The following is a 22,568-nucleotide window of genomic DNA, read 5'->3' as shown; positions in this document are numbered from 1 at the left end:
AGCAGTGGAGCAAGCCGAATGGCTGCTAATGGCCAAAGCGGCCTTTATGGTCCTTGCTACACATTGCGCCGATCTCAAAGGTGCCAATCATCTAAGGTGTCGGGCGGCGTCTGGTCGAATCACTGTTCACTAACCACTTTGCAGGAAAGCAGTTTTTTCAAAACGTTGTGGATTGACAACGCCAGTCTGATGTCCAGATACTGTACAGGTAAAGTATCTGGAAACAAGGTGACAGATGAACGCCGTACACATTATTTTCGGCCCTCTCGGGGCCGGTAAGTCGACACTAGCTCGGCAGATAACGGCCCAGCTAAACGCTGTCAGCTTCTCGATTGATGAATGGATGCAGCGTCTATACGGCCCAGATCTGCCTCAGCCCCTTAGCCTGGAATGGGTACTTCCCCGTGTTAGACGTTGCGAGGCGCAAATATGGGAAACGTGCGTGCAGGTTCTAGCGTCGGGCAAGGACGTGGTGCTGGATCAAGGCTTTATGACGAAAGCAGACCGCACTCAAATCCGACTGCAGGCCCACAACGCGGGCTATGAGGTGCTTAGCCACTTCGTAAATGCCGATAAGCCGCTACGCCGTGAGCGCGTACTGAAACGAAACCTGGAAAAAGGCGCGGGCTATTCGTTCGAAATAACGGCCCAAATGTTCGAGGCCATGGATGCACGCTTTGAACACCCATCCCTATCCGAACTGAAGGAGTGTTGCAATGTCTGACCACACACCGGGTGCAGAAGGTACTTCGCCCTCAACACTTGAACGCTATATCCGCATATCCCGGGCATACACTGCCGCCACTCGGCGTATCGACGCCAAGCTCTCCGCCGTGCATGGGTTGAGCTTTAGCGACTTCATGATTCTGCATCATCTTAAGCAAGCCCACGGCGGCAGGCTTCGTCGTGCAGATTTGGCAGAGTGCATGGGTTTAACCGCGTCAGCCGTAACCAAGTCCCTTCTGCCTTTGGAAAAAATAGGTTGGGTATCTCGCCAAAGCGACCCCCGCGATGCCCGCGTTGGTTATGCGTGCTTAACCCCCGCGGGCGCGCAGCTCATTGACGACGCGGTGCTGACTGCAGAGAGTTCGTGCCAGGAGGCTTACCAAGCCATCTTCGGCGAGATGACCGTCACCCTTGAGCCAACCGCCGCGAGCGAGTGATAGGTCGCTAAGACAGGTTTACGCATATGCACTTGGATAACCGAGAAGCATCCGACGGCATATAGGCGGTTTGAGCACCGTATTTTTTGTATGTCTGAAAAGGGTGAGGCCATTGAAACTAAAATTCAGCCACGTGGATGTTCTCGTCGAAGACCTTGAAGAAGCGTGCAGGTATTACGCCCGAGTTTTCAGCGCCAGGATCTCAAAGACACTTGATTGGCAGCGCGACGGTTTGCATGTGCGCTATGCGATCGTCATGTTTGGAACGGAGCGCCTTATGTTAGTGCAACCGTTTACCGGAAATCTCAAGGCGCTGATGGACTCCAACGGCGAAGGCACGATCTATCGTCACTGCTATTCCACACCAGACATTGAGGCAGCGTACGACGAATTGATCGATGCAGGAGTCCAGCCGGAAAATGAGAACGGAAAACCACTGTCCCGCGATAATCTGCAATCGCCAAGTGGGACACGCATAATTTGGTTACCGAAACGCTTTGGGCATTTTTCTATTGAGCTGCTTGAAGAGAAAGAGCTGGAGGCATTCATCAAGGATGCATTTGCCGAGGAGCCTGCACAAATCTTCTAAACGTCATTTCCATTGCGCGGTAATTTAGTCGTCCGCACAGATAAACGCTGAACCAATGGAGCCTTCCGTGGATAGACGCAACTGGATTGAGCTGTCCCAGGACGCCGATACCGGGATTGAATCGATTCGTGCCCATTTTCAGGGGCATGCCTACGATCCGCATTGGCATGACAGTTTTTTGGTTGGGATCACCGAGCAGGGCGTGCAGCAGTTCAATTGCCGGCGCGTTCGCCACCTCAGTACGCCGGGCAAGGTATTCATGCTGGAACCGGGGGAAATCCACGATGGGCACGCGCCGACCGAGGAGGGGTTTACCTATTCCATGCTCTACCTCGATCCGCATTGGCTGGAGCGGGAGTTGCACGCGTTGTTCGAGCATGCGCCGGCCAACAGTCAGCCGGGTTTTGCCGACACCCTGAGCCAGGATCCGCGCCTGGCCACTGCCATTTTTCAAGCCTTCCACGCGCTCCATGAGGGCGATTTGCGCATTGTGCGCCAGAGCGCCATCGACACCTTGTTGGGGGCGCTCACTGGCCACCTTGATTGGCGCAAGCGTCAGGCTTTTGATCCGCGCCTGCCGTGGGTGGCCCAGGTGGCGCGTGACTATTTGCATGCCCATGTCTATGAAGACATTGGGCTGGATGATCTGGCCAAAGCCTGTGGTGTTGATCGCTTTCGTCTGACGCGGGCCTTCAAGGCAGCCTTTGGGCTGGCGCCTCATGCTTATTTGATCCAGCTGCGCCTGGCCAAGGCGCGACAGCTGCTGGCGCGGGGCGAGTCGCCGGCACAGGTGGCCAGTGCCCTCGGGTTCGCCGATCAAAGCCATATGGGGCGCTGGTTCCGCCGTGCTTACCAGCTCACACCCGCGGATTACCGCAAGCGCTGCTCAAACCTTCCAGACTGAATTTCGCTGATCCGCGACCATGGTTTCCTATCTGATCAAGGGGTCCATGCCATGGAATCGTTGCTGCCTTTCCTGCTGTTTGCGTTCGTTGCCTCGATTACCCCGGGGCCGACCAATATTCTGGTGTTGAGCCACAGTTCGCGGCGGGGGCTGGGGGCCACACTGCCCATCATTTTTGCTGCCTGCGGGGCGGCGGCGCTGATTGTGTTTGCGGTCGGGCTCGGCGTGGGCGAAACGCTGCTGCGGTTTGCGCGTGTACAGCAGGCAATGGCGTGGGCCGGGGTGCTCTGGTTGAGTTGGCTCGCCTGGCAGATCTTTCAAAGCGCACCGCCGTCCCTGGCCCCGACCACCTCGCGCGACGAAGGTGTCAGCGTGTTCGGTGCCGCCACCCTGCAATTGGTCAACCCCAAGGTCTGGATGATGGCGGTGGCGGTAGTGAGCGTATTTGTCGGTGGCGGTGACAAGACCCTGCGGCTGATGGTGTTGTCGCTGATATTTTTGTTGGTCTCCGTACCGTGCATGACCCTGTGGGCGTTGCTCGGCGTGGGCAGTGCCCGGGCTTTTGGTTCGCCGCAGGCATTCAAACGCATGAACACTGCACTGGCTTGTTTGCTGCTGGTGTCGGCCTGGTTAACCGTGCTGGTGTAGGTCGTTGACTGGGCAGGTCGCTTGAATCAGCAACTGGACCCCGCATGGCTTCAAGAGGGCGCATTTATGGATTGGCGCATCCATGCGCCAAACGGCCGGTTTTAGCGCTTGATCAGCGAAATCTTGGTTCCTTCGATGCTGATCCCGGCCATCAACCCCTGCTGGTCGAAAATGAACGCGTAGGCATCGTCCTTCACGGTCGTGCTGGACAGATTCTTCGCCACCCCTTCATCAACCATTACAACGGTGGGTCCTACGCCGACTTCCCAACCCTTGGATTTGCGTATGTAGTCCACGGCTTTGTCGGTCATCAGGAAAACCGCATAGCCATACGACTGGGCGCCTGCTTGCAGCCCCCAGGACCCGGTTACGGAGTTGTAATAATTCTCTACTTTCTTGTCCTTCAACAACACGCCTTCACCATAGCTGCCGCCGAACACAAGGCCCGCCTTGATGATTTTCGGGAAGACAAGAATCGCTTTGGCGTTGTGCGAAATGCTTTCAGCAAATGGTGTGGACTTGTACAGAGTTTGCAACGCTTGCCGAGAGTCGACATCCAGATCCTCGGCAGTTGCCGCACTAGCAGTGTTCAAGAAGCTGGCCGATGCCAGTGTCGCAAGGACGATCGATAGGAAGAACCGCATTGACTGAGTCATGTTAGTACTCCGATACGGGAGCATTGGATATGAGCAGCAGTCAGCACTTGCCCCTCGGAACAATCCGAGCCTGCTGAAACTATCCGGCGCACCCTAAAATATGTGAGCTACTGACTTCGCCCTTGAATGAGGCCTTTGATCATTGGCGACGTCATCACCTGCTTTGACCTCTGTGTATCAGCCGGGTTCGTTGTCAGAAACTGCGATGACCAACTGTAAAAAAAACGGACACCTGACAAGGCGCCCGTTTTTCAATCATCTAAATCGAAAGATCAAATCGATATTCATGCTCTGTCGTTTCTTGCCGGGATAGAGGTTCGATCAAAAAGCCACACCCCTCGAGTACTTTTGCCGAACCCATATTTCCAGCGTATACGTTGGCAACCAGTTGTTTAAGATTCCAATGCAACTGCGCCTCCTGAATCAAATGCCTCACCGCCAGCGTTGCCAGTCCCCGTCCGCAAGCGCTTTGAGCAATCCGATAGCCAACTTCTGCCGACCGCTCGGACATGTCGATGCCTTTCAGGTTCGCGCGTCCAACAATAGTTCCGCCAGCCTCTTCGAGGACAAATGGGTGCCAGGTTCCTGCGGTAAAACCAGATAAATAAGCCGCAATGTGGTCGGTGACGCCCTGCACCGTGTAAAAAGCAGCATCGCGCGCGTCAATGAAACGCTCGAACCACTCGCGATTGTCCATTTCAAATGCCAACAACGCCTCAGCGTCAGTACTTTGTAGGGTACGAATTCTGACGGGGCTCATAAGGTCGCTTCCCTTTCTGGTAGAACTACTTGGTCGTTGCGCAATGGATCAGTTTTCGGGTTGATGAGCCGCCCAGTGTTTCATCTCTTCGGCAATGAAGTGGTTCACCAGGTCGCTGTACATCTTCTCGATGGCATCCGGGCTCAAGCCCTCGGCCTCGGCCCACTCGCGACGTGTCGCCAGCATCGCCTTGAAACGCTCCGGCGCACGCACCGAAGTCGCCGAGGTCTTGAACTTCGAGGCAGCCAGCACGTACTGAAAACGCTTGCCCAACAGCTTGATAACGGCGTGATCAAGGGCATCGATTTCGCGTCGGATGTCCTCCATGCCTTCACACTCTGCGGGTTGTAATGGATTGATGACTTCCATGTAAGTGACTCCATTTGCTGAAAAAGATCGGGGGACTTCGGAAGGGATATTGGTGCATTACCGCGACGCGTAGCAGTCGTGAAGTAACTCTCAAACACCGCCATATTGATACACCGTCGCACTCCAATACTGGTTGCCGTTACGTTTTTGCCGAGTCCATCCATCTGCCACCAGTTGTTTGGCGATCATTCGATTCATAAAGCCATGACCGAGCAGCAGAACCGGTCCTTCGCTGGCAGCAAGGGACTGAAGTCGTTGAGCCGCCGTGCTGGCGCGCATCTTCGCAGTGGCGACGGATTCGACGCTGCGTGAGTAACCGCACAACCATAAAACACGAAGGATAAATGCCCAGGTAAACGGCGATAGTCGTGGCAGTTTCCAGTGACCATAAGGCAGTTGTGCTTCACAGAAAAGTACGTCGACGAGGGCGGGTTTCAGGCCAAGAGCCTGGACGGAAGTCAGCGCACGAGGCGAGTTGCTTGAGACAATCACCGTGGCGGTTGCGGCAAGTTGCATGCTGGCATCCGGGACGGGCTGGCTGGTGATTTCGGACCGGTTGTAGTGTTCGATCCACTCTTTCATATCGAGCGCTGACATTTTGTCGGTTGCGACCAACTTTGGCTGGCCATGCCGCATCAGGATTATTTTCCTGCTCACAGAATGTTTACGTCCTTGTCCTGGTATGCGGTGAATGTGGAACTCGACGGTCATCTTATCTGCGAAAGTCAGTCGTCGACCATGACGGATGTGCGTTTTTCAAACCAACCGTGATCGCGGTACCACGCCACGGTGTCACTGAGTGTCAGCTCCAACGCCCGGAAACTCAGACCAAGCTCTTGTTCACTCTTGCTGTGGTTGAAACAGGTGCGGTCCTTCTCTCGTATCAACAGGCGCAGTGTGGCCATGCTCAGCAGAATGGGTTTGCCGGTGACACGCGCATAAATCTCCTGCACCGACGCCAAGGCGTATAGAAAGGGCAGCGGTAGTTGTCGAACGGGTGTCTTGACACCCGCTATGCGTCCCAGAACAGGCACCAATTCACGCATCGTCATATGCCGGCCCGCCGCGAGGTAGCGCTCACCGCGCCGTCCATGTCTGGCTGCGGCTATCTGCGCCAATGCCACATCGCGGGCATCGACAACGGAGAAACTACCGGGGATCAGTCCGGGCAATTTGCCGCGCACGACATCGTTAACCAGCTGTCCGGAGGAGGTCGGGCCAATATCGGCAGGGCCCCACATCCAGCCAGGCAAGATCATGCAGGCATGCATCTCGGGATGGCGTTCCAGGAACGACAAGACGACACGGTCGGCGAGGATCTTGCTCCGGTAGTAGTCATCCGCGTCGGCGTCGGCCCGCAGGCAAGTTTCATCGATTGACGTGCCGGGTGCGCCGTCGAGCACGGCGATGGAAGAGGTATGGATGAAACGTCGGATATCAGCGTTGTAGGCCTGGGCAAGCAGGCGTCGCGTACCCTCCACGTTAATCTTTTCGAGTTCCTTCCAGTGGCTGCCGCCCTTGTAGTTGTCGCGAAAGAACGCGGCGGTGTGAAACACCGTATCGCAGCCTTGCAGCGACGCTGCGAACGCGTCGACATCGGCCATGTCCCCAACGATCAGTTCCACACCCTGCAAATGCTTGAACTGTTGTTCACCTTTGGCTCTTGAACGAACCAGGGCTTTGACCGTGCAGCCACCAGCGACCAATTCTCGCACCAGGTTGTTGCCCAACAGGCCGGTCGCGCCAGTGACGAATGTGCTGTGCATAGGTCAACCCTCACGCTGATCGGCTAAAAAATGACATCAACACCGCACTGTCGAAGAAGGCCTCTTCACGGATGGCCAGCCCGTCTTTGAAGGTGAAGTGTGCGGCGTAGTACACGGCAATATGGCGGCCATGGGGTGGAATCACCCGGTCCGGCATCACTAATGGTGCGGTGAAGGTGCCGGTCAGGAAGGCGGTCAGTGCCAAACGATCGTCACTGACGGCAAATGGGCTGAAGGTCAGCTGGGCATCGGGGAAGGCTTCGAGTAATGCGATTTCTCGTTTGCGCATGGATTCGCGACCGGTTTGCATCCCCATCCCATCGAAGTAGATGAAGTCTTCGCAAACCAGCGTAAGCATCGCTTCCACATCACGGCGATTGAAGGCGCTGGCGGCGCGTTCCGCAAAGTCGTTGGGGCCAGTAGTCATTCAGTCCGTTCCATTCGTTTCGAGGGCGTGTAGATATACCGTTGACGCCTCTGCCGAAAAACAGCGACTGCTGCATAATGGCTTTGCACATTTGCACATCAGGGAAGATATGAAGCATGGCTTTGCAAGCAAACTGGGACGATCTTCGCCTGCTGTTGGCAGTCTCGCGACGCGGCAGCTTTCTTCAGGCCGGCCAATTGCTGGGGATCGCTGCGTCTACTGTGTCGCGACGGCTGACCCAACTTGAAAGGGCACTGGGCGAGCCACTCGTGGAGCGGGGCGTTGAAGGATGCTGGTTAACCCCGCGAGGCCAATCCCTCGTGGACGTTGCCCTGGCTGCGGAAGCGGGCTTGAGGCGTCAAACCGTTACGGGCATGTCCGAGCCACACACAGAGTTATCTGGCACTGTCGTGGTCAGTGCAGGAGAGGGGTTCTCGTCTTGCGTGCTGGAGGCAGCGAGTCGCTTCACCTCAGCGCACCCGCGATGCTCGGTGGAGTTGCTGATAACAGCCGACTTTCACAAGATCGTCCGCGGCGCCGCAGACATTGCCGTACGCACAGTTCATCTGGGCGAGCCGTCGCTGATTTATCGACCCCTCGGCAGGCTCGCTTACGGAGTCTTCGCCGATGCAAGTTATCTGAAGCGGTTTCCAGAAGTGACCCCGGCCACTGCGGTCAATATTGCCTTGCTACCTCCGCTGGATATGTTGCCGCAACTGTGTGTGGCAAAGGCCGCGGGTCTGGAACGCACGCAGATCAGCGTGAGTTCGTTCGCGGCTCAGCTCGAATCGGTGAGGCGAGGTATGGGCGTGGCAGTGCTGCCGCGTATTCTGGCGAAGGACCTGATCGAGGTGTTCCCGGAGATCCAGCTTCCAGATATGGAGGTCTTTCTGGTGACCCGGCCACAGGCGTTGAAGCAGGCTCACATCAAGTGTTTTTTTGTCATTTTGGAGCAGGTGCTGCTGGAAACGCTTTCCATAGAAAGTGTCGAAGGTTCCCTCTTGGGGGGACGCCCCGAAATGGGTGAAGGGTAAATAGATCTTCTCAAATTCAGTGGCTTTGACTTTGCAATCTGGTACGGGCACAGTCTGGCGCTACGTGAGGATGGATGCCTCGGTGAAGCTTAAGGAGAATGCCGTGTTTCCGATCAATATCTGGCTTACCTATACTGCCGCGTGCTTGCTATTGGTACTCGCACCAGGCCCGGACAATCTGCTGGCCGTAGGCCGAGGACTCAGTCAGGGCAGGATAGCCGCTATCGTATCGGGCATGGCATCCGGGGCGGGAATTCTCTTTCATGTGGCAACTGCTTCACTCGGACTGACTTTGCTTATGCAGACGTCTGCAGTTGCCTTCTGGGTCGTCAAGCTCATTGGCGCCGGTTATCTACTTTGGCTTGGCATAAAAGTCCTACGCTCTCGTAGCCTGATTAGCTTCCAGCCAACGACTCGGCAATCACTGCCGAGCATTTTCCTCACGGGATTACTCTCGGCAGCACTCAATCCGAAGCCCGGGTTTTTCGTTCTTGCGTTCATCCCTCAGTTCGTCGACCCACAACGCGGCTCAGTGAGCGTGCAGATGCTGGTGTACGGCATATGGTTCGCCGCACTGACGGCAGTGGGGTTCGCACTTATGGGCGTATTTGCCACTGCACTGTCCCGATTTTTGCGTCAGAGGCCACGACTGGTAAATGGCCTGAACGTAGGGGCAGGACTCACCTTCGTTGCTTCGGGAGTATCGATAGCGGCACTCAGCCAAAAATAGGATCAGTATATTGGCGTCGCGGGGCTAAGATTTCAGCTTCGCTGAGCCCCGGTGATTATGAAAGCTGACGACTTTAAGACTTATCTTTCAGGGCTGAGATCATGGCTCTGTATAGCCGCAAAATTGTCATTCGCCGTCAGAATTTTGTTCGCATGCTGCCTTTTGATTGCAACCGCTAATCACATCCGTGCAGACGTTTCGCATGGACTGTTCTGGGACTACGGATACGGGCCTGGCACTTACTTGGCCAGCCGTATTTTCTGGGGGGCGCTTACGTTTTTTGACCCGCTTGCAGCATTACTACTATTCATCAAGCCAAGAGCCGGAATCGTGCTTACGGCAGCGATTATTTTGGTCGACGTAATCCATAACACTTTTTACGTCGCGTTGAAGCAACAGTGGCTGGAGCCGTTCTACCTGTCCCAGGTAGCTTTCCTTATCGTAGTGTTCCTACTCTCACCCATCGCTTGGAATGACCCTATTCGGGACGTAGCGCTCACCAATTCAGTCCGGCTGTGATTCGCTCCACACGCCTGCCGACACAGCGAGCGAGTGAGATAGGGCAACTGCTGCCGCATCAGTGGGTGGCGGCGCGTCGGTTGATCACACCTTGCCACGTTGGGCTTTAGCGGGTGCTACTCCCCGGATAAAAATCGTTTGGTGATCATTGCCACTGCCTCCGCTGGAGATGTCAGGGCTGTGTCTATATTAAACGGGGCGTTATCCCACGCCTCATATTCATGATCCAATACAGACTGCCAGGTTGGTGGCGTCAGCCCAGGAATATCAATCTTCCTGGTTTCTACCCGTCTCCGGTGTTCATGTTTATCAGAGCAAACCACCTGGATATTCACTAATGGAGCACCAGAGCGTGTGGCGATTTCGCTCCACGCCTTTCGGCTTTCGATTACTGGGTTAACGCAGTCGACTATGACCGTGCTGCCAAAACGAAGATTGCTTAGAGCAAGCTCATTAGCGACCATGTAACCGCTCCGCCCCACGTCTTGTGCCAGAGCACCGGAATTTCGGATAGCCTGCTCAATCGTATCGATCCGCAGATACACAGCACTTGTTCTGGTGGCAAGGTCACTTGCGATAGTCGTCTTTCCGGTACCCGGAAGGCCGCTGAAGACAATGAGCATTTTATGTCCTTCGGTTAGTGAGTTAACCCAGTCTAGGCGGTTGCCAGTTATGCGGCAGCAATAGCGGCCAGCGACGGGCGAACACACCTCCCTTCTTACAAGGCTAAGGGCGAGTAACCGTCCGCTCTAGCTTGCTGCATGAGGCGAAATCATGCTTTCCTGCCATGACCATCACACTGATGGCCTACAGCAATGTGCAATCAAATTTCTGAACACCAGCATGGAGCATGTTTATGTCTAGTGAAGTGAAGCTGGTAATTTTGATTTCTACACAGGCGGGACGAGGACAAGAGCAAGTTGATGTATTTGAAAAACTTGCCCCACTTGTTAGAAATGAAGAAGGGTGTCTGCAATACGACCTTCATAGGGTCACCGACGACGAAGACCAATTTGTTTTGATTGAGCGATGGGCGTCGAAATCAGCTCTGGAAGCTCATGACATTACTCCTCATATGATTGCAGCTGACGCGTACAGTCCCACCTTCAGGGCGGGTCCCGCGACCGTTTTGCACCTTGGATCAACGATCCCGGCTTAGATCCCATTGGTCATCATGCTGGCTGCCACCTAGGTGGCAGTAGCTCGGCAATTTCATTGGCCGCAAATCCAAGCAACATCCACATCGGTATTGTCATGGCTGCCAGCCTCGATAAATCGTTTTCAACACGTCATCCCACAGCCGCGCGGCCGACGTACGGTCGGCCGCCCCTTGTCGATCAATTGCTCATGATTGGCGCCAGTGCGGTCTGAATCGTGGACATCTGTGCGGGTGTTGTCATGCGCGTAAGCAGCCGGCCAAAGTGTGGATGCTCCACGCCCGAGATTATGTATTGCCAGCGGTAGGCGCTCAGCACGGAGGCTTTGATTTGCGCTGTCTCATCGACACTGAATGACCGTGAAACATTGCGAATAAAGTAGTCGGCATCGGATGCCGATTGTGCCTGCAGGATTGCATCGACGGCCGCCACCAATGCGATCAGATCATTCACTGCCTGGTCGCGCTCGGCTGGCGAGAGTTTCGCGTGCTCCGCCTTCCACTCCAGTTCATCGAGTACGACGTGCCGGCTCTCATCCTTCCAGTGAAATTTGAAAACATCCTTGAACAGTGGGCACAACTCCTCACGCGGGGCGATGCTTTGCACGTAGTGCGCCTGAACAAACAGCTCGATATGACAGGTCAACGCCAGCACCGACCAAGTGCTGGCCGCAAGAACCGAGCGCGCCACATCGTTTGGATCGGCAACTTGACGATACCCCGCTGGCAAGTGCGAACTAATCATCGTCTCCATGCGCCGGAACAGCTCCTGGTGCTTGATCTCGTCGTTAGAAAAACGCACTAGCGCTTCGAGTGCGAGTTGATCGTCAAAGACATGGGCCCGACCTTGATCGAGCATTTTGGCGCTGATAAAACGCTCGACCAAGCCAAAGATATACGCATAGGTTCGGCCCTGAATCTGACTGAGCAGGCGCGCCTCATCCGCGTCGAGAAAAGTCAGGCGGTCGATCCGCGACAGTCCGTCGGGCAAGAATTTGCGCGAGAAGTCGAAACTTCGGTCCTGTAGCAAATCACGATCGATCTGCCATTCCGCTTTCTTCGATGATCTGACAAGTTGAGCATAACGGTCAGCGTTGCCCGAATCTGGGCTGGGCACGGTAGCAACGGTGTTCATATCGATCTCCTGCTGCCTGGTCGAGTTGGAATGGGGCAATTACGGTTAACGTTGGAGCCAATGACCATCGGTGAAACGTCTGGGGATCGTCTCGATCACGGAGTCCACGTTGGTGCTAATCTAGGCCTCGCAGTTCAGGCGATGAATGACCAGTGCGCCTGATTACATGCTCCGGACTCCGGAAAGGAGGGCTGGCAATTGTTGGATGCGTTTTCTGATGTGTTGCGTGTGATTCGGCTGTCTGGAGGGGTTTTTCTCGAGTCGGAATTCACTGCGCCCTGGTGCATCAAGGGACGAATCTCTGCGGACGATTGCAAACCGTTCCTGGCGGCACCTCGACATATCATTGCGTCGCATTTTGTCGCTGCAGGGCATATGCAATTACAAGTCGACGGCGGTGCCGCCATTGACGTGCGGGCAGGCGAACTCGTTCTGCTTCCTCACAATGACGCTCATTCTTTTGGCAGCGACCTGAGCATTGCACCCATGCCGGCGGGCGAAGTTATTCAGCCGCCGGAAGTCGGCGCTATTTCACGAATCAAGTACGGCGGGGGCGGCGAGGTCACGCAGCTATTGTGCGGATTCCTCGGCTCTGAAACCCCCTTCAGTCCGTTACTTTCGTCGCTGCCATCCTTATTGAAATTAGACTTGCGGGCGACGGCTTCGGGAGCCTGGATTGAAAGCTCATTCCGGTTCGCTGTCAGTGAGATTGCGGCGGGGCGCCTCGGCTCGACAACGGTCATCGCCAAGCTCTCCGAATTGCTATTCGTCGAAGCCGTCAGCCAATACGTCGCGAGTCTCCCCGCTGAGCGGCGCGGGTGGCTGGCGGGTTTGCGAGATCCACATATCGGGCGCGCACTGGCGCTGCTCCATGCTCGTCCAACCGAGGGCTGGACTGCAGAAGCCCTGGCGCTTGAAGTGGGCATGTCGCGCTCGGTATTCGCGGAGCGATTCACGGCATTGGTCGGACAGCCACCGATGCAATACCTGACGCTCTGGCGTATGCACGTGGCGGCTCAACAGCTGCGCGAAGGTCGCGGTAATGTGGCGCAAATCGGCTTTGCAGTTGGCTATGAATCCGAAGCTGCGTTCAGTCGCGCATTCAAACGCCAGTTCGGCACATCACCCGGCACTTGGCGTAGACAATCAGCGTGAGAAGGTTCGGTGCTGATGGACACTGTGATCAAGCCAAGCAGTAACTATCTAAGTTCGCACCTTGTATTTTGCGTCACCTCCGTGAGGAGGGGAGGCCGGCCAGATGTAAGCGTATGGCCAACACAGCTTGTGCGACCAACGGTCTGATCTGTAGATGTTAGAATCAGTGACAAGGCTGACCTAATGTGGGTGCACACTGGCGTTTTGTGACGTCAACTTTGGATAACCAGACGGGTCGGAAGGTGCAGTAATGTTTCTAAGCCTTGAAGTTCGCAGCTATGAGAGGGAAAGCCCTCATCACCACCACGAGCATGCTCAATTGGTACTGCCGATTCGTGGCGAAATGGAAATTGACGTAAACGGTCGCGGCGGCTGCATTGATCAGTCATTAGCAGCGCTTGTGAAACCTGGCTCTGTGCACTCGCAGCACAGTGACGTCGACAGCCGTTTTTTAGTTCTGGACTGTGCACCTACGATCTTAGAAACACTCCAAATCGGGCGTCTAGCTCGGAGAATATATGTGCCTATTCCCCCTGCAACACGTCGGCTTATCGAGTTCGCCGAGCTAATAGGTAACGCGCAACTATCCATCGCGGCATCCCAATTGGGGCCTCTGCTTTTGTCGTCCCTAAATCCGGACATCTCCTGCTTTTCAGACCCCATGGAGCAGTTGATCGCTTGTCTTTGGGCGGATCCTGGAGCGAACTGGAGCAATGAGGCCATGGCTAAAGTAGCGAAAATGAGCATGAGTCAGCTGCACCAGCGATTCCGGCTATTGTTCGAGATGAGTCCTCAAGCTTGGTTGACCAAGTTACGCATACAAGAAGCTCAACGATGGTTGCGTGGAACCTCATCACCAATATCTGAGATTGCCTTGCGTGCAGGTTTTTCCGACCAAGCATCGCTGACCCGTACCATGCAGCGTGTGAGCGCTACGACCCCGGCGGCTTATCGTAAAGCGCAAAAACAGTCCGGGTAAAAAATTCCACAGTTTCCGACAATACTCCCCGGATCAGTTACTCCAGACTTCACCATTACGCTTTGGAGAGCGGGTGAAATGTTTGCTGATCGATCATTGTTGAAGGGCATCGCCTACGGAGTTTGCGCGGGCCTGTGTTGGGGGGTGATCTTCCTTGGCCCCCAGCTAACCCCTGGGCTGAGCGGCCTGCAATTCGCCGTCTTGAGATTTCTCTGCTATGGGGCGATCTCGGCGGCCTTGCTTATGCCGCGCTGGAGGGGCGTTTGCGCCAATCTGACTATGGCTGACTGGAAATCACTCTTCTGGCTCAGCCTGATAGGGAATCTCATCTACTACGCGCTGGTGGGCACCGGTGTGCAGTTGGTTGGCATCGCCACAACTTCCCTGATTGTCGGACTCATCCCGGTCTTCGTTACCTTGGCAGGTCGTCATGACGTCAACGCCGTTTCATTGCACAAGCTCGTCCCTTCGCTGTGCTGCGCTGTGGGTGGAGTAGTGCTTATCAGTTGGCATGCACTGATCAATAGCGACAGGCCCGATACGCTTACAAATATCGCCGGGATTTTATGCGCAGCCGGCGCTTTAGTGACGTGGAGTTGGTACGCAGTAAGCAACGCTCGGCGGTTGGCTCAGGTAGCCAGCGTTTCCTCGCATGACTGGGCACTGCTGACGGGGGGCATGACTGGCGCTCAGTCAATGCTTTTGGCGGCACCTGTCCTGGGCTTGCAGGCCGGAACGCATGGCAACTCCGAATGGCTTCATTTTTTCTTGGTAGCTGGTGGAGTAGCCCTTTTATCTTCTGTAGTGGGTGGCGCGTGCTGGAATCAGGCGAGCCGACTTCTACCTTTGGCGCTAAGCGGACAAGTACTGGTGATTGAGACGTTAGCGGCGCTCGTTTTTGGATTTCTATGGGAGCATCGGCTGCCCGACTCATATGAAATTGCGGCGATTGCACTTCTCGTTACCGGTGTCGTCTGGTGTCTGAATTGTCATCGTACTCCCCGTCACTCTCCGGCTGTTTAGCTCGTACAGAGACGCTAGAGCGTATGCGTCCGGGCATCCCGTCTTGCGTAGCTAAGCCGGTCGCCACCTTTGTAGCAGCAGTAGTCACCATATCACTCGCCCGCTGCGTCCGCGGGCGCTTGAGGACGTCCTTTAAACAAGTCTACGGAGTAGCCACCTGCCCAAGGCATCTTACTTTTTCTTACGCGACTGCCCGTTGTCAGGCAGCACTTTTGGATACGTTCAGATTTTTATATCTTGACTCCAATATGCTCATAACGTAAGCGTCTGCCCAAGTCACCTTGCGTGACTCAGAACCCGCTGAGTCGGCAACCAGAAGTCGAAGGTCAGTCAGCGCTGTGACATACGCAACATATCTTGTTGCCGTCGGGGTCTCTGATGTAAGCACCGTAATAATCCGGAGAGTACTGAGGACGCAGCCCTGGTGCGCCTTCGTCTGATGCCCCGTTAGCCATAGCGATCGCGTAGAAGTCATCAACCTGCGCCCGCGTTTGGGCTTCGAACGCAACCATCGACCCGTTACCTGGTGTCGCGCGTTCGCCATTTAGAGGGCTATAGATGCAGAACGCCGTACCTGAGTCAGTCGTGCTTTGGGTGAATAGAACGCGTTCAGGATTGTGCTTGAGGGCAAGCAACGTGATGCCTAGCGGTGTAAGTAGCCGCCCATAGAAGTTTGTGGCGCTGGCGAGGTCGTTGGTGCCGATTGTGACATGGCTGAACATGAGGCGCTCCGATGAGATTAGGGTATGCGTCCACCCAACTTACCTTGTGTAAGTTAGGCCGGCACCCATTGATGCGGCAAAAGGTTACCGATTTCACTCGCCCGCTGCGTCGGCAGGCGCGTGAGGACGTCCCTCAAATAAGCATACGGATCATGCCCGTGGAGCCGCGCCGACTGGATCAAACTCATGATCGCCGCCGCGCGTTTACCGCTGCGCAGTGATCCGGCAAACAACCAGTTTGAGCGTCCAAGTGCCCACGGCCGGATCTGGTTCTCGACCTGGTTGTTGTCAATGGGCACAGCCCCGTCGTCCAGGTAGCGCGTCAGCGCTACCCAGCGTTTAAGGCTGTAATTCAGGGCTTTGGCTGTTGCCGATCCGTTGGGCACCAGATCACGCTGGGCCAACATCCAGTCATGCAGCGTTTTGATTATCGGTGCTGCCTTTTCCTGGCGTATTCGCCAACGATCCTCATTGCTCATGTCTCGTGCCAGGCGTTCAACTTCGTACAAGCCGCCAATCGAGTGCAGCGCCTGTTCGGCCAACTGGCTTTTGTTCGCCACGTGCAGATCGAAAAACTTCCGGCGTGCGTGAGCCATGCAGCCAATCTCAGTCATGCCTTTCTCAAAACCGGCTTTGTAGCCTGCAAAATCGTCGCACACCAGCTTGCCATTCCAAGAGCAGAGGAAGTTACGCGCATGCTCACCGGCACGGCTTGGACTGAAGTCGTAAACCACGGCCTTGAGCGCCGAAAACGGCGTGGTGCTGTAGGCCCAAACATACGCGCGGTGAGTTTTCCTCTCACCCGGCGCCAGCATTTGAATCGGGGTCTCATCGGCGTGGATTACGCCCTCGGCCAGCACCGCTTCGCGCAGCGCATCGACCAAAGGCTGAAGCTGCACGCCGGTTTGTCCAACCCACTGTGCCAGCGTCGAGCGAGCGATCATCAGGCCGGCGCGGCCAAAGATTTTCTCCTGCCGGTACAGCGGCAAGTGGTCAGCGAACTTCGCCACCATCACATGAGCCAGCAGGCCTGCGGTCGGGATGCCTTTGTCGATTACTTGGGCCGGTACTGGTACCTGGATCAGTGTTTCGCACTGACGGCAGGCCCATTTTCCACGCACATGCTGCTCACGGTGAATACGCCGGGTGTGTAATCGAGCTTTTCGCTGACGTCTTCGCCAATGCGCTGAAGTTGGCAGCCGCAGACGCACTGGGTGTTTTCTGGCTCGTGACGGATCACAGTACGTGGAAACTGCGGTGGCAGCGGCGCACGCTTGGGTTTCTGACGTAGCTCGGTCGGTGCAGGTGGCGGATTGACCGCTTTCAACTCGGTCTCGATAGCCGCGATATCAGTGTCGAGCAGGTCGTCGAGCAAGCTACCTTGGTCAGGGCTTAGCTGTTCGCTGCGCTTGGCGAACTTGTGCCGTTTGAGGATGGCGATCTCATGAGCGAGTTGCTCGTTGACCGTTTCAAGGCGGTGGATTTTCTGACCCATCGAATCGACCTGGGACAGCAACTGCAAGGCCTGTTCGGCCAAGGCACGCAGCTGTTCAGGTGTCATTTGATCGAGATTGGGCGAGGAAGTCATGCTGCTGATTGTGCCAGAGCAGGCGGCCAGCGGCGATAAACCGATAGGCTAATGGCAGGTGCTACAGCAGTGTGATCGAGCCGCCCGCGCCGACTCGCTGCCACGGTAAACCCAGCACCAAGGCTTGAAGTTGCTCGTTATCGAGTTCGACTTCCGATCCGCGATGGATGCCAGGCCAGTGAAACTTTCCTTGGTTTAATCGTCGTGCCGCAAGCCAAATGCCCACTCCGTCATGCACTAAAACTTTCATCCGGTTGGCTCGGCGATTGGCGAAGAGATAAGCACAGTGCGGCTTCGCCGCACCGAACACCGTGATCACCCTGGCCAACGCGGTCTCTGTGCCGGCGCGCATATCCATGGGCTCGGTGGCGAGCCAGATGGCGTCGATGGGGATCATTTGGCAAGCTCACGAACAAAGCGTGCGCATCCCTCAGGATCGGAAGTTGGCCATTTGACCGTGATTGATAGTTCGCCAACGGGTATCTCAATGATCGCCAGTGCCTCAGTCGGCCGTTTAGGCGCAGCCTTCAACGGAACAAATGCAGGCAGCGCTGCCGCTGACTGATCCCGGTAAAGCGGCAGCCATTTGCGAATGACATTGGCATTGATGCCATGGGCGATGGCAACGCTGGAGAGGGTCGCGCCGGGTTGCAGGCATTCCTGAACGACTTGGGCTTTGAACGGTTTCGGGTAAGAGCTTCGTTGGCGCATGGAAATCCTGACGTTAAGGGCTATCGCGTCCGCTTAAAAATACGCGGACACCATCGTCCTTAATGCTGGAGTTCGGAAGGTGTGTTCCCGGAACGCTTACGGCCAGATGATTCTCGGATTTATTCCACCCCTGTGGCTGCGCCCTCAAACGTGGTCTGTGATGATTTTGGCGGTTGCAAGGTTGGGAATTCCATAATTAAGGCAGCGGTACGATGAACGCAGAGTGTATTCATCGTACTGCTTTTTTCAGCGATGAGGCTTACATCTGGCTTTGTTGCTCTAAAGCTGAGGTTTCGACGTTATATGAATGCAATTCACTCATTGCTGCACAAAAAGTGAGAACGTCCTCCTTGACGTTTAGCGGACTAAAAGAGACTCGTAGGGTGGAGCTCATTTGGGCGTGACTGAGCTTCATGGCGCTTAACACCCGGGAAGGTGTAGGAGACACACTGCTACAAGCTGAGCCTTTCGAGACGCAAATACCTATTTGCGAGAGAAACTTGATCGCCCTGCTGGCATCGATACCGTTAAAGCAAATAGAGAGTATGTAACCCGAAGTCTCTCCATCCTGGGTATTGATCGAAAATGAGATGTTTGACTGCTCAAGCGTCTTTTGAAGGAGCAGGCTCAAGGCGCGAACGTGATTATGGTAGTGGTCAGCGTTTTTTTGGTGATGTACGAGAGCTCTATATAAAGACTCTATGCCGTAGATGTTTTCCGTTCCTGGCCTGACGCCAGCCTCCTGCTCCCCTCCAAATATCAAAGGGGAGAGTCGAAAACGATGATTCAAATAAAAAAAACCGACCCCCATTGCCGCTCCGAGTTTGTGGCCAGAACCAATAAGGGCATCGATATACGTTAAGTCGGGGGAGGAGACTTTGGTCAGTGTCTGTACACCGTCACAAATGAAGGAGATGTCCGGATCTATGGTTTTTACCTTTTTAGCGATATCGTCGATAGGTTGGCGTGCTCCAGTTTCATTGTTGACGCCCATGACTAATACCATTGAAGTATGTTCATTGAGCAAATCATATATGAAAGAAGTCTCTATAATTCCTCGATGATCAACTGGAACAATATGGACGATAAAGCCGGACTGTCGCATGTGTTTTACGGTATTGAATATGGCAGGGTGTTCAATGGCGCTGACAATTATTTCGTTTCTTGTCGAATTGGCCGTCTTAAGAAAATGGCATCTTCCTTGAATAATTAAGTTGGCAGCCTCGGTGGCGCCTGAGCAGAAATGATACTCGCTTGACCGCCCTCCGAACATCGCGCTCAGCAGCGATCTGGTTTTTTCAAGCACTGCGTTAGCTGCATAGCCAGCAGAGTGATCGCTTGATGGGTTTCCAGGTTCAGGGGAGAAAGTCACAGCATCTTCAAAAGGTAATGCAGAGGCAGCGCTGTCAAGATAGATCATGTATGTCCTTATATTATTTCCATGTTGTTGTTGTGCAGCATATCTTGTATCTGGTTCGTAAACTCTATGCTGTCTGTGCTTGAGCGGCCAATCAGATTTTTTTCAATGAAAGTGTACTCGGCCAGCTCTTCTTTGTTGATGATGATCTGCGCGCAATTTCTGGAAAAGTTTTCGATCAGTAAGTTTGCCGATATAACACCGCGATACACCTTCTCTCCAATGAACTCGTCATCTGCTCTTGCGTAAATAGCGATATGATCCACGGAGTTGTCAAATTGACAAAGCAAGCCACCGTAGGTCGCAGGGCAAAGAACTCGTCCTCCTGTTTCGTAGAGATTGATCACCGGGTTCTTTTTCAAACGGGCCAAAGGGCAGCTTTCCAGGTCGTTCTGTTTAATCTGGTTCTCGTTGTTCTTCCACCATGAACCTCCAAAATAGGAGTCCTCATCGTGTGTGTCGAACAGGTAGGGAGTGGTCAATGAGAATAGACCCTGATCTTCGGTAGAGAGGAATAGTGCGTTTGTTTTATTGAATACCTCGTGGATGTAGTTTTGACTGGTTGACTTGAGTTGTTCAATTCCGGAGCGAGTCCGACGGATGATTTTCCGGAAGTGATCGTTGCCTTTGGATTGCAAATGAATTGCTACTTTTTCTAAAGGTATTTCACTTGCGGCAAGTATTTTTTGATAGGCACTGGGGATATAAGCGGCTTTCTCACGGTGTTGGATGTCTTGAGTGATTTTCCGCCGTTCATCATTCCCACCTTTGATGCCTATAAGGTCAGAAAGGTACAGGTTTATGGATACGTTTTTGTTGTGACGCTTTAAGGCGTCATGTAATGCAATCCCCAGTTCGAATGTGAGAATCTCCGTCGGACTAGGTTCTCCTTGTATTCCAAATGAATAGCCGTCGTGAGATGAGAATATGGTCGTGTGACCGCAATCGATTACAATGTTTTCTCTTAGGTTTTTCTCTGAGGTGATGGTGTGAACTATTGAGTCAATGTCCATTTTGTGTTCTCAGTTCAGGTTAAATAGTTTTTTTCTAATGAGTGCTCTATAGATTCCGTAAGGCCTGCCAACAAAACCTGCAATAATACAAAATATCAAGGCGGCCTTGATGGCTTGCATTAAGGTTGCACCGCTTATGCTCATGTTTATTATGTAGAGTGGTAGCTCGAACGAAAGATAGGCCAAGGTGTCGACAAGGTAAGGTTTTATACCTTTGTCCCTGTCGGAAATCTTGAATTTTTTAAAGACAAAGTCGCGCCATATACCGAAGGGGCGAGCAGTGCTGGTGATAATGAAAAGCCCTACGAGTCTAGCACTTAGGTGTGTGCTAAGTGTCATCTGCGCAAAACCTAGTTCGATAGGTATGGAGATTAAGTAGCAAAACGTATTTAGCGCGAAGGTGTCGGCCCAAAAATTTTTTAGAGACTGGGTGTTTTGTTTTATAGATAAATCATTGTTGGTAGAAGGCATGGTTTAGCCTCGCTATAACGTACAACGTCATAGGTTGAAATTGCGAGCAGCAACAAGCAATGAACTGCTCCATTGGTCGTGGTGCTTAAAAGTCTATGTTTGCGGTCGAGTATTTAGATAGTCGAACCAAGAGGCTTGTTTTTAATTAGATATCGTGCGCAATAGTGTCTGGCACCTAGACGCATGAGCAGAACGGAGTAAGGTTTTTTGGCGGGAGTTAAGACGTATACACACAAGTGCCTCCATGGCAGCAATGCTCTCTGATACGACAACACTCTAATCTATGGGAGATGGCGTCGTCTACCCCTCACTATCATTTTGCTACGTTCGGGCCTTGTTCTGGTGTTGATCACCACTGTCGCGGTATTTCGAAAACCTAAATAGTTTAGTTTCAGCTCATTCTAAATCCTGTGCAGTTTGCCCCTGTTCCGCCTCGGCCTTTAGCGACAACCCTGTATCGAATAGCACGCGCAGTTTACTTGGTTTTAATTGAGATCAAGTATCGCGAGGCGCTTATAGTCCAAACGATGATACTTACCGAAAATCATAAAATTCACCAGGATTTTCAAAATGGCTTCTATTTTGTGGCGCAAATCACCCTCCAACGCCTGCAATTTGCAATTTTTTCACACTAAACTCTGATTTAAATCAGTTTTAATGCGGCGCAGGCGTGCCCGATTATCGCTCGGGAATACTGAAAAAGGCTTCCGGATTTGGTGCGCGCCACACACGAATGAACAGAGAACCCCGATGAAACACCTGGCCTTCGCATGCTGAGTGTGCCGACGAACGTAAGCAAAGCCGTCTGGATCGAACAAGCATGTGCTGGCTACGCGTAAACGCAGTGGCAAACGTGCGGCTGCGATCATGAGTTTGATCCAGTCGGCGCGGCTCAATGGGCAGGGCACACGCTTACGCCCTATCAGCCTTCCCTGTTACCGGAGTTACAGGCCCGGCTCCCTTACGCCGCCTGCCGCCGCATGGTCAGGATAGCAGCACCGAAACCGATGAATGTCGACCCCACCACCCGGCTGACCCAGCGGGACAGCGCAGGCCGGGTCAGCACACCCTTGGCCCGCGAGGCGAGCGCGGCATAGAGGCTCAGGGACGACACCGACAATGCCATGAAGATCGAGGTGAGGATCAGAAATTGCGGCAGCAATGCTGCACTCTGATCGATGAACTGCGGGAACAACGCGGTGAAGAACATCGTCGCCTTGGGGTTGGTCACCGCCGTCAGGAAGGCCGCTTTGTACAGTTTGGAACGAGTCGGCCGGCTTTCCTTCAAGTCGTCCTGAATCCCGTCCGGGAGCATCGGACCCTTTTTGAACAATTGTCTGATGCCCAGGTAGAACAAATAACCGGCACCGATGAACTTCACCGCGTTGAACAGCCATTCGGAACTGGCAAGCAGCGCCCCCAGCCCCAGCATGGCAGCGGACGACAGGCAGAACAGGCCACTGGCGTTGCCGAGCGATGACCATATGGCGCTGCGCTGCCCATGGGCCAGGCTATTGTTGATCGCCATCAAGGTCGCAGGCCCAGGGCTGGCAATGGCAATCGCGGCGACCAGTGTAAACGTCAGAATCGAGTGAGAATCCATTTTCAAAGCTCGTGGTGGTGGGGCTGGCAT

General features: G+C 54.2%; 26 protein-coding genes and 1 pseudogene. 11 read left to right on the top strand and 16 right to left on the bottom strand.

What is annotated here, in order from left to right; translation table 11 throughout:
• Window positions 1-235 precede the first annotated feature (235 nt).
• The 5 genes from AB7M26_RS24260 to AB7M26_RS24240 all read left to right on the top strand — a co-directional run bounded on the left by AB7M26_RS24260 (window position 236) and on the right by AB7M26_RS24240 (window position 3,304).
• Window positions 236-724, top strand: a complete 489-nt coding sequence (locus AB7M26_RS24260) for an AAA family ATPase (protein ID WP_123493905.1) — start codon at window positions 236-238, stop codon at window positions 722-724.
• On the top strand, window positions 717-1,163 hold the full coding sequence (locus AB7M26_RS24255) for a MarR family winged helix-turn-helix transcriptional regulator (RefSeq protein WP_123493907.1): 447 nt from the start codon (window positions 717-719) through the stop codon (window positions 1,161-1,163). Before AB7M26_RS24260 ends, AB7M26_RS24255 begins: the two co-directional genes overlap by 8 nt.
• A 112-nt stretch (window positions 1,164-1,275) precedes the next feature.
• Window positions 1,276-1,752, top strand: coding sequence for a VOC family protein (locus AB7M26_RS24250; protein ID WP_032830569.1), 477 nt, complete (start codon window positions 1,276-1,278; stop codon window positions 1,750-1,752).
• Window positions 1,753-1,819: 67 nt separating this feature from the next.
• Window positions 1,820-2,656, top strand: coding sequence for an AraC family transcriptional regulator (locus tag AB7M26_RS24245; protein WP_123493909.1), 837 nt, complete (start codon window positions 1,820-1,822; stop codon window positions 2,654-2,656).
• Between the two features lie 51 nt (window positions 2,657-2,707).
• Window positions 2,708-3,304: a LysE family translocator gene (locus tag AB7M26_RS24240; RefSeq protein ID WP_123493911.1), complete on the top strand. Its 597-nt coding sequence runs from the start codon at window positions 2,708-2,710 to the stop codon at window positions 3,302-3,304.
• Window positions 3,305-3,405: 101 nt separating this feature from the next.
• Here AB7M26_RS24240 and AB7M26_RS24235 read toward each other — a convergent pair whose 3' ends face one another.
• The 6 genes from AB7M26_RS24235 to AB7M26_RS24210 form a co-directional block, all read right to left on the bottom strand.
• Window positions 3,406-3,960: a lipid-binding SYLF domain-containing protein gene (locus AB7M26_RS24235; RefSeq protein WP_008074049.1), complete on the bottom strand. Its 555-nt coding sequence runs from the start codon at window positions 3,958-3,960 to the stop codon at window positions 3,406-3,408.
• A 259-nt stretch (window positions 3,961-4,219) separates the two neighbouring features.
• Complete coding sequence (locus tag AB7M26_RS24230; RefSeq protein ID WP_123493913.1) at window positions 4,220-4,720, bottom strand: GNAT family N-acetyltransferase; 501 nt, start codon at window positions 4,718-4,720, stop codon at window positions 4,220-4,222.
• Window positions 4,721-4,768: 48 nt separating this feature from the next.
• Entirely contained in the window at window positions 4,769-5,089 is a 321-nt protein-coding gene (locus AB7M26_RS24225) for an isochorismate lyase (RefSeq protein WP_123493915.1), read from the bottom strand.
• Window positions 5,090-5,179: 90 nt separating this feature from the next.
• Window positions 5,180-5,725 carry a histidine phosphatase family protein gene (locus tag AB7M26_RS24220; protein ID WP_123493917.1) on the bottom strand — a complete coding sequence of 182 codons (546 nt, stop codon included), beginning with the start codon at window positions 5,723-5,725 and terminating at the stop codon, window positions 5,180-5,182.
• A gap of 89 nt (window positions 5,726-5,814) precedes the next feature.
• Window positions 5,815-6,855, bottom strand: coding sequence for an SDR family oxidoreductase (locus tag AB7M26_RS24215; protein ID WP_123493919.1), 1,041 nt, complete (start codon window positions 6,853-6,855; stop codon window positions 5,815-5,817).
• 10 nt (window positions 6,856-6,865) lie between these two features.
• Window positions 6,866-7,282, bottom strand: coding sequence for an ester cyclase (locus AB7M26_RS24210; protein ID WP_123493921.1), 417 nt, complete (start codon window positions 7,280-7,282; stop codon window positions 6,866-6,868).
• 116 nt (window positions 7,283-7,398) lie between these two features.
• Between AB7M26_RS24210 and AB7M26_RS24205 the strand changes: the two genes are divergently transcribed.
• Together AB7M26_RS24205 and AB7M26_RS24200 are read left to right on the top strand one after the other, a co-directional pair.
• On the top strand, window positions 7,399-8,316 hold the full coding sequence (locus AB7M26_RS24205; RefSeq protein WP_123493923.1) for a LysR family transcriptional regulator: 918 nt from the start codon (window positions 7,399-7,401) through the stop codon (window positions 8,314-8,316).
• A 103-nt stretch (window positions 8,317-8,419) separates the two neighbouring features.
• On the top strand, window positions 8,420-9,046 hold the full coding sequence (locus tag AB7M26_RS24200; RefSeq protein WP_218394514.1) for a LysE family translocator: 627 nt from the start codon (window positions 8,420-8,422) through the stop codon (window positions 9,044-9,046).
• Window positions 9,047-9,681: 635 nt separating this feature from the next.
• Here the strand turns inward: AB7M26_RS24200 and AB7M26_RS24195 are convergent.
• The gene (locus tag AB7M26_RS24195) at window positions 9,682-10,188 is read right to left on the bottom strand and encodes an AAA family ATPase (RefSeq protein WP_123493927.1); all 507 of its coding nucleotides are present in this window, start codon (window positions 10,186-10,188) and stop codon (window positions 9,682-9,684) included.
• Between the two features lie 233 nt (window positions 10,189-10,421).
• Here AB7M26_RS24195 and AB7M26_RS24190 point away from each other — a divergent pair, with 233 nt between their 5' ends.
• Window positions 10,422-10,724 (top strand): putative quinol monooxygenase, encoded by a 303-nt coding sequence (locus AB7M26_RS24190; RefSeq protein ID WP_123493929.1) that lies wholly within the window; start codon window positions 10,422-10,424, stop codon window positions 10,722-10,724.
• A 178-nt stretch (window positions 10,725-10,902) separates the two neighbouring features.
• Here AB7M26_RS24190 and AB7M26_RS24185 read toward each other — a convergent pair whose 3' ends face one another.
• Complete coding sequence (locus AB7M26_RS24185) at window positions 10,903-11,856, bottom strand: diiron oxygenase (protein ID WP_123493931.1); 954 nt, start codon at window positions 11,854-11,856, stop codon at window positions 10,903-10,905.
• Between the two features lie 198 nt (window positions 11,857-12,054).
• Here AB7M26_RS24185 and AB7M26_RS24180 point away from each other — a divergent pair, with 198 nt between their 5' ends.
• The 3 genes from AB7M26_RS24180 to AB7M26_RS24170 all read left to right on the top strand — a co-directional run bounded on the left by AB7M26_RS24180 (window position 12,055) and on the right by AB7M26_RS24170 (window position 15,013).
• On the top strand, window positions 12,055-13,011 hold the full coding sequence (locus AB7M26_RS24180; protein ID WP_123493933.1) for an AraC family transcriptional regulator: 957 nt from the start codon (window positions 12,055-12,057) through the stop codon (window positions 13,009-13,011).
• A 250-nt stretch (window positions 13,012-13,261) separates the two neighbouring features.
• Window positions 13,262-13,990 (top strand): helix-turn-helix transcriptional regulator, encoded by a 729-nt coding sequence (locus AB7M26_RS24175; protein ID WP_123493935.1) that lies wholly within the window; start codon window positions 13,262-13,264, stop codon window positions 13,988-13,990.
• A gap of 78 nt (window positions 13,991-14,068) precedes the next feature.
• Entirely contained in the window at window positions 14,069-15,013 is a 945-nt protein-coding gene (locus tag AB7M26_RS24170; protein ID WP_123493937.1) for a DMT family transporter, read from the top strand.
• A gap of 326 nt (window positions 15,014-15,339) precedes the next feature.
• Here the strand turns inward: AB7M26_RS24170 and AB7M26_RS24165 are convergent, their stop codons facing one another.
• The 8 genes and pseudogenes from AB7M26_RS24165 to AB7M26_RS24130 all read right to left on the bottom strand — a co-directional run bounded on the left by AB7M26_RS24165 (window position 15,340) and on the right by AB7M26_RS24130 (window position 22,538).
• Window positions 15,340-15,735 (bottom strand): VOC family protein, encoded by a 396-nt coding sequence (locus AB7M26_RS24165; RefSeq protein ID WP_123493939.1) that lies wholly within the window; start codon window positions 15,733-15,735, stop codon window positions 15,340-15,342.
• Between the two features lie 53 nt (window positions 15,736-15,788).
• Window positions 15,789-17,323, bottom strand: a pseudogene (tnpC, locus tag AB7M26_RS24160) (IS66 family transposase).
• Between the two features lie 61 nt (window positions 17,324-17,384).
• On the bottom strand, window positions 17,385-17,720 hold the full coding sequence (tnpB, locus tag AB7M26_RS24155; RefSeq protein WP_148050114.1) for an IS66 family insertion sequence element accessory protein TnpB: 336 nt from the start codon (window positions 17,718-17,720) through the stop codon (window positions 17,385-17,387).
• Complete coding sequence (gene tnpA / locus AB7M26_RS24150) at window positions 17,717-18,034, bottom strand: IS66-like element accessory protein TnpA (protein ID WP_123493941.1); 318 nt, start codon at window positions 18,032-18,034, stop codon at window positions 17,717-17,719. Before tnpA ends, tnpB begins: the two co-directional genes overlap by 4 nt.
• Before the next feature lie 259 nt (window positions 18,035-18,293).
• Window positions 18,294-19,454 carry a cysteine desulfurase family protein gene (locus AB7M26_RS24145; protein ID WP_123493943.1) on the bottom strand — a complete coding sequence of 387 codons (1,161 nt, stop codon included), beginning with the start codon at window positions 19,452-19,454 and terminating at the stop codon, window positions 18,294-18,296.
• Between the two features lie 8 nt (window positions 19,455-19,462).
• Complete coding sequence (locus AB7M26_RS24140) at window positions 19,463-20,464, bottom strand: hypothetical protein (protein ID WP_123493945.1); 1,002 nt, start codon at window positions 20,462-20,464, stop codon at window positions 19,463-19,465.
• A gap of 9 nt (window positions 20,465-20,473) precedes the next feature.
• Window positions 20,474-20,935 carry an L-alanine exporter AlaE gene (gene alaE, locus AB7M26_RS24135; protein WP_123493947.1) on the bottom strand — a complete coding sequence of 154 codons (462 nt, stop codon included), beginning with the start codon at window positions 20,933-20,935 and terminating at the stop codon, window positions 20,474-20,476.
• A gap of 961 nt (window positions 20,936-21,896) precedes the next feature.
• Entirely contained in the window at window positions 21,897-22,538 is a 642-nt protein-coding gene (locus tag AB7M26_RS24130; RefSeq protein WP_052964729.1) for a LysE family translocator, read from the bottom strand.
• Window positions 22,539-22,568: the final 30 nt, after the last annotated feature.

It is taken from the genome of Pseudomonas sp. F-14 TE3482 (assembly GCF_053629455.1).
This window is presented reverse-complemented; position numbering and strand designations above follow the sequence as displayed.